Genomic DNA, 13,577 nt, shown 5'->3' on the forward strand with positions numbered 1-13,577 from the left:
AGTCATCACATTTTGATATCGTGGGTATTAAGTGTTGTTGAAAATTAACGTCCTAGTAGGCGTGACAATGGCGTCTAACGGCACGTCCCAAGGTGCAATAGGTAATGATTTAACCTCTTGGATATCGTGAGCAATACCGACAAGCTTTGGATTTTTGGGGCATAGTTGATCTCGAGAGTGCCGTTTGGTTTGGGTAAACGCTAGTGTTCTGTCATAGTAACCGCCCCCCATGCCTAGTCGGTTTCCCTTAATATCAAATCCAACCAAAGGCATAAGAATAACGTCACATTGTGACGTTGGAAGTACGTTTTGACAGGATAGTGCAGGCTCTTTGATTTTATACTTGTTCTTCACCAGTGCAGTATGGCTGGAGTAAAAAAGAAAGAGTAAGTGACCTTTGCAAACGGGGTGAAGTACGGGCAGCGCAAACTGTTTTGAAGGGGTGCTCTGCCACTGCGAGGCAATATAGGGGCCGAGATCGACTTCGCCATCGTTTACTAGATAACCGGCTATATTGCGAGCGTGTTTTAATAAGGGCAACTGATGTAGTTGCTCAGCTATACCACGTGCGGCCTCTTCCTGTTGAACTGCGCTTAACGCGCGACGCGCTTCTCGAAGCTCTTTTCTCAAGGCGGTGCGCGATTTCAATATTTGTTCTGAGACCATGTTCTAATGTGGTTTTGTATTTAACTATAGGGCGTATGCAGTAAACCTGGCAATTTGAGCCGTTCTTTAGTCGCTGTCATTTTACTGCTTTTCTTTTGCTAAAAAGTGATTGAGTACGCGAATAAGCTCATCACTGTTAATAGGCTTTGTTAATACATCATCTAGGCCTTTTTCTCGAAGATAATCGGGCTTCGTAATAACATCTGCAGTTAAGGCTACAATTGGAAGCTCAGGCCTCAATCTTTTTATTTGAGCTGTCGCTTCATCACCTTGAATACCCGGTAAGTTTAAGTCCATAAGAACAAGTTCAGCAGGGTGAGACTTTGCATATTCAACGCCTTCCTCACCGGTACTCACAATGGCAAATTGAACGCCTAACTTTTCAAAAAATGTTTGGATTACCACTTGGTTAATGTAGTGATCTTCAACAACAAGCACATTAGCTGATTTATCAATATCTAATTGCGCCACCAGACTTCGCGGGGATGATTCAAAGGGCTCAGAAGTACCGATTAAGTCGGCGGGTATTGAAACGCTAACCCGTGTCCCTGCATTTAACTTACTACTCACCTTAATTGAGCCGTCCATTAATTCGACAAGGCGCTTTGATATATTAAGGCCTAAACCCGTCCCGCTTATCTTGCGGGCATTTTCCATTCGCTCAAAGGGGGTGAACAGTCGCTCCTGGTCCTCTTCACTCATTCCAATACCTTGATCAATCACGTTAAAAATTAATTTACCGTTTTTGTATTTCACCTGCGCTTTTACAGATTTATCCTTTGCCGTAAACTTTATTGCGTTAGATAGTATGTTAAGCGCAACCTGACCGAACTTAGTGTCATCAAAAAATAGAGATTCAGGCAGCGCTGCCTCACTTGACGTGCTAAATACGACACCGCTTTCTTCCGCGCGAATTTTAGTGAGGGAAAATAAGTGAGTGAAAAAGTCGTTTAAGCGGACAGTTCGTGGCATTACCCGCATTTTACCTGCTTCTATCTGGTTAATATCTAAGACAGAATTAACAATTTCCAGAAGCCTTTCGCCACTTTGCGATACATGTGATAAAGGCGTAGAGAAAGTGCTAGGCAGATTCAGTTTATTTGCTTCACTTTCAAGTAGGTGGCTGAATGTATTGATAGCGTTAAGCGGTGTTCTAATTTCGTGGCTTATGTAAGACAAGAAATCAGATTTGAATTGGCTGGTTCGCTCAAGTTCTCTGTTCTTTCGCTTAAGTTCAAGATGTGCCACTACCGATTTGCTTAAGGTTTGAAGTGAAGCTTTTTGAGCATCGGTTAGTTGGCGAGGTTTCTTGTCTATTGCACACAAAGTCCCTATAGCATGACCCGACGGAGTAATAAGTGGTGCCCCTGCATAAAAACGTATATCCGGCGCACCTGTCACTAAGGGATTGTCGTGGAATCGTTTGTCTAGGGTAGCATTGGGAATTTCAAACACGTCTTTTTGCAAAATAGCATGGGAACAAAACGCTATTTCTCTTGACGTTTCTTCGGCATCAAGGCCCACCCTCGATTTAAACCACTGTCTATTTGGGTCGATTAAGCTGATAAGGGCGATAGGAGTTTCACATATCTGTGAGGCAAGCGCGGTTAATTCATCGAACAGTATTTCGGCTTCAGTGTCGAGGACATCGTAGCTTAATAGCTCCGCTAAACGTTCATCTTCGTTTTTGGGGAGTGGCGCCACTTCCATAGAGATTTTACCTAACGCTTAAATAAAAAGGGATTGTATATAAACAATCCCTTAAAGATATCATAGAGCATAGGTATCTATGAATAATTGTTCCAATTTTTGATGGTCAACTTTAGTTGCAACTTTGATGGTATTTGCCTCATTCCACAGCGGGCTAGGCGTCGTTCCTTTTGGAGCCACAACGGTTTGCCCTCTATCTAGCGTGCCTGTACCAACGCGAACATGACCTTCTGTCAGTTCAAACAGCTCAGGGTGACGAAGATGTGCAATAGGGAATGCATCATGGAAGAAACAAACGCGGTCTTCACGGTTCTGTGAGTAGAAGTCCATGTAGAACTGTGCACTTTCTTTAACAAACCCACCAAGGGTATTGTTTTTATCTTCAAGTTTTTCTACGAACTCAGGTGAGAAAGGTGTGAAGTTAGTCACGTCAAGACCGAACATGGTCAGTTCCCAGTCTGCAGCAAATACGATTTCAGCAGCGTTTGCGTCGTTCCAAATATTGGCTTCAGCAACAGGGGTGACGTTGCCAGGTACAAATGCGGCGCCGCCCATAATACTGACGCCTTTCACTAACTTCGGCAGTTCAGGTTCAAGACGCAAAGCAAGTGCTAGATTGCCAAGTGGACCTATAGCGACAATAGTAATCTCGCCTGGATACTTGCGGGCCATATCTACGATGAACTGGGCTGAGCTACGCGGGTCTAACTCAGTTTTAGGCGCTTCTGGCTTAATATGTCCAAAGCCGTACTCACCATGTACAAAGTGAGCGTAAGTAGATTCTGGACCTACCCAAGGCATACCAACACCTTTGGTAACAGGAATGTCTTTACCGGCAATTTCGCACAGAGTTAGCGCGTTTTGTGCCGCCATAGTTACTGGAACATTACCAAAAACAGTGGTTAAACCTAGGACTTCAATATCTGGTGATTGAAATGCGAAGAATATCGCCATCGCATCATCAATGCCCGGATCTGTATCTAATATGATTTTATGTGTCATCAAATTATCTCAATGCGTCTTGCTAATTGGCGTGTTTCGCTAAGAAACGATCCACTTCTTTTTGTGTTGGAATACTTTGCGCGGCACCTTCTCGCGTTACTGCAATTGCAGAAGCTGCACAGCCACGGCGTAATGCTTGTTTTGCATCAGTATGATTACAATAAGCTGAAAGGAAATACCCTATGAAGGTATCACCCGCTGCGGTAGTGTCGACAGCGTCAACAGAGAACGCTTTAACTTCAATAACGTCGCTTTTACGAAGCATCATTACGCCTGCTTTTCCTAGCGTAATTATAACCTCACAATGTGACCATTGTTCTTTAAATACGGTCACAATATCTTCAAGTTCTTCTTTACCCGTAATCGCAGCTGCTTCTGTTTCATTTACAATAAGTAAATCTACGCAGTCGAGTGGTAATTGTTTGACCGACTCGCTCATAGGGGCAGGGTTAAAAGCCACTTTAAGCTGCTTCTCTTTAGCTTGGCGAAGTACTTCTTCAATACTGCTCGTTTCGTTTTGAGTAAGCACCCAGTCTGAAGGGCGTGTGTCGTCTAGCGCCTGCATTACGGTTTTCGCATCTATGGTTTGGTTTGCACCACCAAAAAGTACGATGGCATTTTCGCCGCTAGGGGTAACTTGAATAATTGCGTGACCAGAAGGGACTTCGGAACACTTTACGCCACGACAATCCACACCTTTTTTAATAAGTGCTTGTTTAAATGAGGCGTCGTTCTCGTGAATGCTGCCGACGTGTCGAACGTCTGCACCTGCTTGCGCTAGAGCTATGGACTGGTTTGCACCCTTACCGCCTAACAAGGTTTGGTAATGGGTTGAAGCTAATGTTTCACCAGGTTGAACAAAGTGATCTACCTGATAAACGTGGTCAATATTTATAGAGCCAAAATTTATTATTGCCATTTCTTCTTCCGTCGAAAGAGGGCGCTTCCCAGAATGCCGCTGTCCATGTTTCGCCCGTGAACCGAAAAGTTCAGGGCGGAAGTATCACAATTGCCGTAGGCTTCTCGATACGTGTCGAGCTTGCACAATAGCAGCTGTTTCAACTTCCTTGGTTTAAAGCATCGGCCAGGGACATGAATGAACTAGCAAACATCCCAGGAAACATTGTTGTTGTATTAACGCAACAGGGTATATCAAACGCGAGATCCAGTGAAGAGGATCACCTAAAGCGCTTTATAACTATTTTGCGTGGTGATTATAAAAGCGGTAAAAAAATATTACTTTTCTTGACCAATTGGTCAGCAATTATACACGCATATTAGTTAAGCTCAATAATAACCAAACAGCTAATTCAGGAAATAACAGACTAAAAGACAGTTTGAAACGCTGTGCGAAAGGAAATCCTTATCCAACGACACTGATCTTAGATGAAATCATGCAGTGTTGCTACCCATACCGCTTTTTAATTTTGATAAACAAACACAAATTAAGTTTGTTTGAGCACCGAATAAACAAGTGTCGTAAGTGATTGTGCAAAGCGTGTACGACGTTTTGCTGGCACTGCTATTCCATGACAGCAACATTGCCAAAGGTAGGCTTTATAGATTGATTTTTGCTAGTATTACCACCATCAAGAGATATGGGCCACGTAACAATGGTGCGTTAATCTCAACTCATTTCAAACGAAGAGAAAGAACCGTGGAAAAACAGCTCGATTACGACAGTGTAAGTAATAAATTGACTCAGCAAGGCATCATAGTAGACGGAGCCGAAGTCCACGGCATTCTGTGCGGCATGCTTTGCGGGGGAATGTCTCTCACTGATCTAAAATGGCAAGAAGCGTTGAGTGAAACCATTAATCAAGGGGAAAGCTTCGACGACCAAACCGAGCACCTTCTGAATGCGCTTTTTAATCAAACCTGCCAACAATTGCTTGAGCCGGAGTTTGCATTGAACTTATTGCTTCCCGAAGACCACGCGCCTATCAATGATCGTGGTGCTGCTCTTATCAATTGGGTTCAAGGGTTTATGTTAGGGTTTGGACTTCATCAACAAGATTTGATGCAATGCTCAGAAGATGTAAAAGAGGCCCTAGAGGATTTCTCTGATATCTCTCGTATGGAAGAGCCCATGGACGCAGATGAAGAGTCGGAAAAGGCATTGTTCGAAGTGGAAGAATACGTAAAAGTCTCTGCTATTTTATGCTTCAGCGAACTTGGTCAATCACTGTTAGATGATCAACAAGACACGCCATCCGTACACTAAATAATTACTATCGGAAAAAGTAGCCTTTTTATTAGTTACTTAGTTCAGGTCATTCAAGTCACTTACTCAGGGTTTTCTCGTTTATGATTAGTGCGCAAGAGTTTATTGCCAGACAGGACAGGCTACTGGCTCAGTGTGGACCTAACAGTGTATGTATTGTGCCGGCAGCTGGATTAGTCACACGCAGTCGAGATACCGAGTATACCTTTAGGCAAGACAGCGATTTTTGGTATTTAACTGGGTTTGAAGAGCCGAATGCATGGCTAATATTATCTAACCATTCACGCTATGGTGAAAGTTACCGAGCGATGGTGGTGCAAGACAAAGACAAAAGCGCCGAAATTTGGCAGGGGAAGCGCCTTGGGGCTGAAGCGGCTTTGTCTCGTTTTAGTTTAGATGAAGCTTTTGAACTTCAAGAACTTGAAGAGGCATTGTTGGCGTCAATTCAAGGGCAAGATAACCTTTATTTTGGATTAGGTCATAACGAAGCACACGACAAGTTAATCACTGAGGCGTTAAATACCTTACGAGATGCGCCCAAAGAGTCTCTTGCACCACGAGCAATACACGATTTTCGCCCTATTTTGCACGAAATGCGTTTGTTCAAATCTGCCTGTGAAGTTGCCGTGATGAAGGCGGCGGGAGAAATCACCGCGCGCGCTCACAAACGTGCAATGCAGTTTGCAGCGCCGGGCTGTTTTGAATACCAGTTAGAAGCAGAAATTCATCATGAGTTCGCAATGGCCGGCGCACGCTCATCCGCCTACAGTACCATAGTAGGAAGCGGCGAGAACGCCTGTGTTTTACATTACGTACAGAATAATGCGCAAGTAAATGATGGTGATTTGATCTTGATCGATGCTGGCGCAGAGTATCAAGGCTATGCTGCCGACATTACTCGCACTTTTCCGGCGAATGGTACTTTTAGCCAGGCTCAACGAGACATTTACAGCGTTGTGCTAAAAGCGCAAAAAAGTGTGTTAGATATGCTTGCGCCTGGTGTAACGCTTTCTGAAGCGATGTTACACAGCGCCGAGATTATTACTCAGGGTTTAGTTGACCTCGACATATTGGAAGGTAGTGTAGCTGAGAACCTACAAAGCGAGAGCTGGCGACAATTTTATATGCATGGCTTGGGGCATTTCCTCGGGCTTGATGTACACGATGTAGGTAACTATAAGATTGAAGGCGAAGATCGTCCACTGAAGCCAGGTATGGTTATCACCGTTGAGCCCGGCATTTACATAAGTCGAGACAGCGATGCGCCAGATAAATATAAGGGTATCGGTATTCGTATTGAGGACGATGTGGTTATCACCGCCACTGGCGTGGATGTGCTCACCTCAGATGTGCCCAAAGAAATCGAAGAAATCGAAGCGCTTATGAAAAAAAGTTGAAAGCATAGTCGCTAATCTAGCGTATGCGCAAAAAAATAACGAAAAAAAACAGGGCGGCAGGATAAAACACGGTGAAATCAGCAGAAGCGGTGGATGTAGTAATTATTGGTGGCGGTATCGTGGGAACCGTGTTGGCCAAAGGGCTTGCAGAAAAAGTAGGACTTTCTGTAGCGCTGATTGACGCTGCAGACCCAAAACAAACTCAGGAATCAAATACCGATTTTAATCCATTTACCGATACGCGCGTCATTGCACTTGCAAGACGTACAGTAGCTGAACTCTCTAGTGTCGGGCTAAATCTGGAAGATGTGGCTAAGCAGCACAACGGCGAACTCCCCCCAGAAATCAAGCATATCGAAGTAAGCGACAAGGGCCATGTGGGCTTACTTAACCTCAATAGCGATGATTATCACATTGATGCTTTCGGACAAGTTGTAAGTTTAAGCGCGCTGACACGCTTGGCAGCAAATGCTAGTTCGGCGTATCAATACATCGCCCCGGCAAAAGTAGAAACGGTAACTCAGCAAAAAGATGCGGTACACGTTGCGCTTGATAATGGCGAGACGCTCACGGCAAAGCTACTAGTGCTAGCTGATGGAGGCCGCTCTGGTTTAGCGCAGCAGGTTGGGATTGCTAAAACCGTGAGTGACTATAAGCAAACCGCCATTGTATTTAATGTTCATGCGCAATCACCTCACCAAAACAAAGCGTACGAACGCTTCACACAAAATGGTCCGCTGGCATTTCTCCCCTTCGATAGTGAAATTGAGGGCGTTAAAGCGCGAGGAAACGGGTTTTCAGTCGTGTGGACGGTAGAAACAGAAGCCGCAAAGTCTTTGATGACGTTAACTAGAACAGAATTTATAAAGGCATTGCAAAATGCGTTCGGTTATCGCCAGGGTAAAATACTCAGAGTCAGTGAGTTAGCAAGTTATCCGCTCATGCTTGTGAAAGCTGAATCACTGACCAGCCATCGCACAGTGGTTGTCGGTAATGCAGCGCAAGCCTTACACCCCATTGCAGGGCAAGGTTTTAATCTGGGTTTACGAGACTTAAGTACGTTAATTGATGTTCTTAGCGCGTCGTCTAGCGCGCATAATTCACAACAAAATGCAGCAGACAAGCGTGAAGATAACAGTGAGAGTCAAGCTGTGCCTGAATATCTCCCTGAACGCTTTGATGCGGGCGCATTTGATGTTCTGCAACGCTATGCGAACGAAAGAGAACAGGACAGAAACAATACAATAACCCTTACCGATACCTTGGTAAGAACCTTTTCTAATCAGTACTTTCCAACGGTAATCGGCCGGAATGTATCGCTACTGGCGCTGAGTATGATGCCGCAGGCAAAGAAAGCCTTCGTTAAACATACAACAGGGTATGGCGAAACACCGCAGATAAATAGAGACCGCAATGCAGCACGTTGATATAGCAATAGTGGGCGGGGGAATTGTAGGGTTAACCCTTGCTGCCGCTCTTAAAAATAGTGAATTAAGCATAGCCGTTATTGACAAGGCAGCGTGCTATCAACCGCTTTCTGAAAAGCCTACGGCCAGAGTGAGCGCCATAAACCAGGCCAATATCAAGGCGCTAAAACAATTTGATGTGTGGAACTATCTACAACAAGACCGCGCGAACCCTTACACCGATATGCATGTGTGGGATAAAGACAGTTTTGGCGACATCCATTTCTCATGCAGCGAAATGGGAAGCGATGCCTTAGGCATAATTGTTGAAAACCAAGCGCTGGTTAATGCTCTAGCTGAGGCTGGTGAAGCACAATCGAATGTTCAGCTTGTAACTGCTGGCATTGAAAGAGTGCTAGCAGGGCCAAATCAGACCATGCTTATGCTAGATAACGATGAGGTGCTAAGCTGCAGATTGTTAGTAGGTGCAGATGGTGCCAATTCGTTTGTTAGAAAGCAGGCTGGTTTGCCCATTACTTTCAAAGATTACGAGCACACTGCCATTGTAGCCAATATAAAAACCGACGAGCCTCACAACAACATTGCCAGACAAGCATTTACACCCACAGGGCCACTCGCTTTACTTCCCATGGTGGCGCCAAATGTGTGTTCCATTGTATGGTCGCAAACGCCGGAACAAGCTGCTTCGCTGATGGCATTAGATGACGAAGCGTTTTGTAACGCGTTAACAGCAGCCAGCAATAGCAAACTCGGCATGACTGTGCTCGAAACAAAACGCTCAGCCTTTCCTCTTACCATGCGCTATGCACGGCAGTGGGCAAAGGATGGCGTTGTGCTGATTGGAGATGCAGCCCATACTATTCATCCGCTAGCGGGGCAGGGCGCCAATTTAGGTATGCAAGACTCACTTGTTTTGGCTGAAACGCTGAGTAGTCTTAACGCATTAGGTAAAGATATCGGTCTTTATAAAAACTTGCGTAGCTATGAACGCAGCCGTAAAACAGAAGCGATGAAAATGATCGCTGCGATGGACGGTTTTAAATTCTTATTTGATGGTAATGACCCATTCAAAAAACTTCTTCGTGGTATAGGGCTGTCTGCCACCGACAGGTTAGGCACAATCAAGAACGCCTTTGTTAGCCACGCCATGGGCCTATAAATCCCAAATGTTGGCGTTGAGATAGTTGGCTGTAAAGGATACTCTTCGGTATCCTTTTTTATTTGTACCAACGGTTTATGACTATTTCTCTTTGCAAACCTTATCGTGTCTTGTCTTTCACTTGCGCCTCCCTGCTTACCGCTGCTCTTTCTATTAGCTTAGCAAGTGCTGAAGCTACTACTAAAATCGCCGATGAATTATCTTCGGCAACGCTAGCAAGCGAGAAAATGAAGCTGAATAATGCCCCTATTAATTTGGGCGTTTATCGCGAGCACGCTAAAACCTTGGCTAGTGATGAGTTCGAAGGTCGAGGTCCACTATCAGAAGGTGAGGAGAAAACAGTAAGTTATCTGGTAGCCCAATATAAGAAGCTAGGGCTGAAGCCCGCCTTCGGCGAGAGCTACACTCAAGCCGTACCGCTTGCCAAAATTACACCAAATAACATGAGCGCCCTTGCTATTGGTGATTTGACGTTCAAGGCTGGCGCCGAGTTTACGGCACGTACGCAGCGTATCGCTAAAGATTATTTGTTGAATAGTAGCGACGTTATCTTTGTAGGTTATGGCATTAATGCGCCCGAATATAATTGGAACGATTATGAACGCATTAACGTAAAGGGAAAAACGGTTGTCATGTTGGTGAATGATCCGGGATTTGCCTCTAAAGATCCTGCTTTATTTCAAGGTAATGCCATGACTTATTACGGTCGTTGGACATACAAATATGAAGAAGCGGCCAGACAAGGTGCAGAAGCCGTTTTCATTGTTCACGAAACTATGCCCGCAGGTTATGGATGGGGCGTTGTCGAGAACTCAAACTCCAATACTAAATTCAGTTTGGTTGACGAAGAAAACAACGCTTCGCAAGTTGGTGTAATGGGCTGGCTTCATCTTAATGCGGCAAGACAACTATTTGAAAAAGCGGGCTTAGATTATGGCGAGCTAAAAGAAAAGGCATCGAAACCTGGCTTCACACCTATTGAATTAAAAGCGAAGGCTTCATTGAGCTTTACCAACACCATTGAGCATGCCGAATCTCAAAATGTGGCAGGAATTTTAGAAGGAACAACAAAGCCAGACGAGTGGGTAATGCTGCATGCCCACTGGGATCACTTAGGAAAGGTTGAGAAAAACGGCCAAACTACAATTTATAACGGCGCGGTCGACAATGCGTCGGGCGTTGCTGGCGTGCTTACATTGGCTGATGCACTGACCAAAGCTGAAAAGCGCTTTTCACGTACCCTTATGTTCAGTGCATTCACTGCTGAGGAAACGGGGCTGCTTGGCGCTGATTTCTTCGCAAACAACCCGCCTATTCCTACGTCAAAAATGGTGGCGTTTTTAAACATCGACGGCATGAATGTAAACGATGGCGTAGATTATATTTTGCAGTACGGTGAGGGTTACTTATCTATTGAAGATGACTTAGCAAACGCAGCCGCGTTACAAGGGCGAACCGTAAAAATGGACCCACGCCCTCAAAATGGTTTGTTTTTCCGCTCTGATCACTTTGCGCTCGCTAAGCAAGGAGTACCATCAATTCTGTTTATGAGTTTGGGCGATACCGACCCAAGCTTTATTACCAAGCGTTACCATAAAGCAGATGACGACTACCTTCCCAGCTGGACATTAGGTGGCGTGGAGCAAGATCTTTCGCTTATTGGCTCTATGCTAACTCATTATGCACAAGGCGATGTATGGACTTACTGGAAGCGCGAGAGTGACTTCAAAGCAAAGCGTTTGCAGTCGTTGTCTGGTGGCGAAACCAGCGCTAAATAAAACACGCTAGAACGGCAGATTAAAATACGAATTTCAAGATAAAGCGACGCTAATGAGTTGGATTTTATTTACATTGGGCGCGGTTGTTATGCAAACCGTGCGCAATGCATTGCAGAGCAAGCTGAGCGACACAGTAAACACATCTGGAGTGACGCTATCTCGCTTTATCTTGGCCCCGCCAATAGCTCTTGTCTATTTGCTCATTCTCTACCGCAGTAGCGCCAGTGACGTGCCTCAGTTCTCAAGCTCTTTTATTGCAGTGATACTGTGTGCTTCGCTACTTCAAATAGCGGCCACTTCTTTAATGGTGATTTTGTTTAAGCAGAAGAACTTTGCCATTGGAGCTGGCTTGGCTAAAAGCGAAGCTTTAGTGGCGGGCGTGGTAGGCATGCTTTTTTTCGGCAGTTACCTAACGCCTCTCGGTTGGGCTGGCATAGTCATAGGCGGAATAGCCGTATTCGTGCTAAGCAGCGGCAACCGACTTCATGGTATTAGTGTGAAAACCATTGCTATAGGCCTTGCCTGCGGTACCTGCTTTGCTCTAACTTCATTGCTAGTGCGTGAAGCTAGCCATATGCTTGATATTCAACATACAGTAGCAGCAGCATGGGTGCTTTTGTGGGTGCTGTGTGTTCAGGCTATAGCTTTAAGTGTATATATTGCATTAACCAAACCTTTCGTATTTATCCAATTAGTGAATGCCAAAAAGCAGGTGCTAGCGATAAGCACGGTTAGCTGCTTAGGTTCCATTTGTTGGTTTACTGCCATGGCATTACAGCATGTGGCGTTGGTGAAAACACTGGGGCAACTAGAGGTGTTGCTCACTTTAGTACTCTCACATTATTGGCTAAAAAACACGGTTACAAAACGCGAAATTAGTGGGCTGCTCTTAATTGGCGTTGCGGCTATTATGGTGATGTGGGCTTGATGTTATGTAGTTTATCTTTTTTGTTTTTTGCTTAGCTTTAAAAAGGTAAGAAACAGATATTTTTAATGGGAATAAAGAAATTTTGAAACATCTATTGGGTCTTTTGATTTTCTCAGTACTAACCGCTTGCAGCACCGTTTCAACGAATGACAAGGAAACGGAATATAACGTTACTGTTGAAGCAAGAAAAAGCGGTGTAGAACCAGCATTTCAACTTGTTACATTAGGCGATACTGGTGGTATTAAAGACGGCAATTTGAGCGCATTTCTACTGCGAAGTTTAAAAGAGGAACGTTATATTGCCCTAGACGCCGGAAGCATAGTTAATGGTATTGATGTTGCGTTAAAAGAAGGGGCTTTTAGCGGCTTAAAAAGCAAGCCCGACAATAACCTGCGAGCCAACGGCAATATACTGCATAACCACGTTGCTGCATACCTGATTAGCCATGGGCACCTAGACCATGTAGCAGGGTTACTCGTTGCTTCACCAGATGATAACAATAAACCCATCTATGCCTTAAAGTCAGTAAACGACACCATGGGGGCGACTTACTTTAACTGGCAGGCTTGGGCAAACTTTACCAATCGAGGCTTAGAGCCAAAGCTAAACAAATACGATGTTATCGATTTGGCACCGAAACATTCTACTGCCATCGAAGGCACGAATTTAACTGTCACGCCCTTTAGTTTAAGCCACCCTCTAGAGTCGACGGCTTTCGTTATTGAAAGTGACGACGATATGTTTGTTTATTTTGGTGATACTGGCCCGGACGATGTCGAGAAAGAAGGCAAGTTGGCCGAAATATGGCGCTATCTTGCACAGCAAATGCGAAACAAAACGCTAAGAGGTATGGTTATTGAGGTGTCGTTTGATAACAGTCGCCCTGACAATTTGTTATTCGGGCACCTTACTCCCAAGTGGTTAATGCAAGAGCTCACTCGCTTTTACGAACTACTCGAAGACAAAAGCCAGGTTTCAGACATAAACATTGTGATAAGCCACATCAAGTACAGTTTAAAAGCAGGAGAAAACCCACGTTCTGTCATATCAAAAGAGCTAAAGCAGGATATTAAATTAGGCTTTAATTTTATACTAGCCACACAAGGTCAGTCGCTCGTATTTTAATTGCCTTTAGCAATAGTGAAGTAAGTAAACATTCGAGTAATCAAACTGTTATATATACTTTCGTCGAGTTTTTCTATCAAGTGATTAAATTTTGTATAGGTAGTCTCTCAAAATTTTTACTAGCTGTTACACTTGCTTGATACTCGTTAATAAAAGAAAC

The 13,577-nt window shown here is 44.4% G+C and carries 11 protein-coding genes and 1 other RNA gene; 7 read left to right on the forward strand and 5 right to left on the reverse strand.

Annotation, left to right across the window (positions count from 1 at the left end; genetic code table 11):
* Positions 1 to 27: 27 nt before the first annotated feature.
* The 5 genes from GVO62_RS04510 to ssrS form a co-directional block, all read right to left on the reverse strand.
* Positions 28 to 648: a 5-formyltetrahydrofolate cyclo-ligase gene (locus tag GVO62_RS04510; protein ID WP_236547063.1), complete on the reverse strand. Its 621-nt coding sequence runs from the start codon at positions 646 to 648 to the stop codon at positions 28 to 30.
* Positions 649 to 747: 99 nt separating this feature from the next.
* Positions 748 to 2,376 carry a hybrid sensor histidine kinase/response regulator gene (locus tag GVO62_RS04515; RefSeq protein WP_159117921.1) on the reverse strand — a complete coding sequence of 543 codons (1,629 nt, stop codon included), beginning with the start codon at positions 2,374 to 2,376 and terminating at the stop codon, positions 748 to 750.
* 60 nt (positions 2,377 to 2,436) lie between these two features.
* The gene (locus GVO62_RS04520) at positions 2,437 to 3,378 is read right to left on the reverse strand and encodes a nucleoside hydrolase (protein WP_105929635.1); all 942 of its coding nucleotides are present in this window, start codon (positions 3,376 to 3,378) and stop codon (positions 2,437 to 2,439) included.
* A gap of 22 nt (positions 3,379 to 3,400) precedes the next feature.
* The gene (locus tag GVO62_RS04525; RefSeq protein ID WP_105929673.1) at positions 3,401 to 4,297 is read right to left on the reverse strand and encodes a ribokinase; all 897 of its coding nucleotides are present in this window, start codon (positions 4,295 to 4,297) and stop codon (positions 3,401 to 3,403) included.
* Positions 4,298 to 4,318: 21 nt separating this feature from the next.
* Positions 4,319 to 4,501: non-coding RNA, 6S RNA (ssrS, locus tag GVO62_RS04530), on the reverse strand.
* A 534-nt stretch (positions 4,502 to 5,035) separates the two neighbouring features.
* Here ssrS and GVO62_RS04535 point away from each other — a divergent pair.
* From GVO62_RS04535 to GVO62_RS04565, 7 genes are all read left to right on the forward strand, one after another.
* On the forward strand, positions 5,036 to 5,602 hold the full coding sequence (locus tag GVO62_RS04535; RefSeq protein ID WP_105929674.1) for a UPF0149 family protein: 567 nt from the start codon (positions 5,036 to 5,038) through the stop codon (positions 5,600 to 5,602).
* Between the two features lie 83 nt (positions 5,603 to 5,685).
* On the forward strand, positions 5,686 to 6,999 hold the full coding sequence (pepP, locus tag GVO62_RS04540) for a Xaa-Pro aminopeptidase (protein ID WP_159117922.1): 1,314 nt from the start codon (positions 5,686 to 5,688) through the stop codon (positions 6,997 to 6,999).
* Between the two features lie 71 nt (positions 7,000 to 7,070).
* Complete coding sequence (locus tag GVO62_RS04545; protein WP_159117923.1) at positions 7,071 to 8,426, forward strand: FAD-dependent monooxygenase; 1,356 nt, start codon at positions 7,071 to 7,073, stop codon at positions 8,424 to 8,426.
* Positions 8,413 to 9,585 (forward strand): FAD-dependent monooxygenase, encoded by a 1,173-nt coding sequence (locus GVO62_RS04550; RefSeq protein ID WP_159117924.1) that lies wholly within the window; start codon positions 8,413 to 8,415, stop codon positions 9,583 to 9,585. Before GVO62_RS04545 ends, GVO62_RS04550 begins: the two co-directional genes overlap by 14 nt.
* Before the next feature lie 227 nt (positions 9,586 to 9,812).
* The gene (locus GVO62_RS04555) at positions 9,813 to 11,363 is read left to right on the forward strand and encodes a M28 family metallopeptidase (protein WP_159117937.1); all 1,551 of its coding nucleotides are present in this window, start codon (positions 9,813 to 9,815) and stop codon (positions 11,361 to 11,363) included.
* A 52-nt stretch (positions 11,364 to 11,415) separates the two neighbouring features.
* Positions 11,416 to 12,291 carry a DMT family transporter gene (locus tag GVO62_RS04560; RefSeq protein ID WP_159117925.1) on the forward strand — a complete coding sequence of 292 codons (876 nt, stop codon included), beginning with the start codon at positions 11,416 to 11,418 and terminating at the stop codon, positions 12,289 to 12,291.
* An 82-nt stretch (positions 12,292 to 12,373) separates the two neighbouring features.
* On the forward strand, positions 12,374 to 13,417 hold the full coding sequence (locus GVO62_RS04565) for an MBL fold metallo-hydrolase (RefSeq protein ID WP_236547064.1): 1,044 nt from the start codon (positions 12,374 to 12,376) through the stop codon (positions 13,415 to 13,417).
* The last annotated feature ends 160 nt before the right edge of the window (positions 13,418 to 13,577 follow it).

Source organism: Alteromonas sp. KUL150 (assembly GCF_009811475.1).
Taxonomy (GTDB): Bacteria; Pseudomonadota; Gammaproteobacteria; order Enterobacterales; family Alteromonadaceae; genus Alteromonas; species Alteromonas gracilis.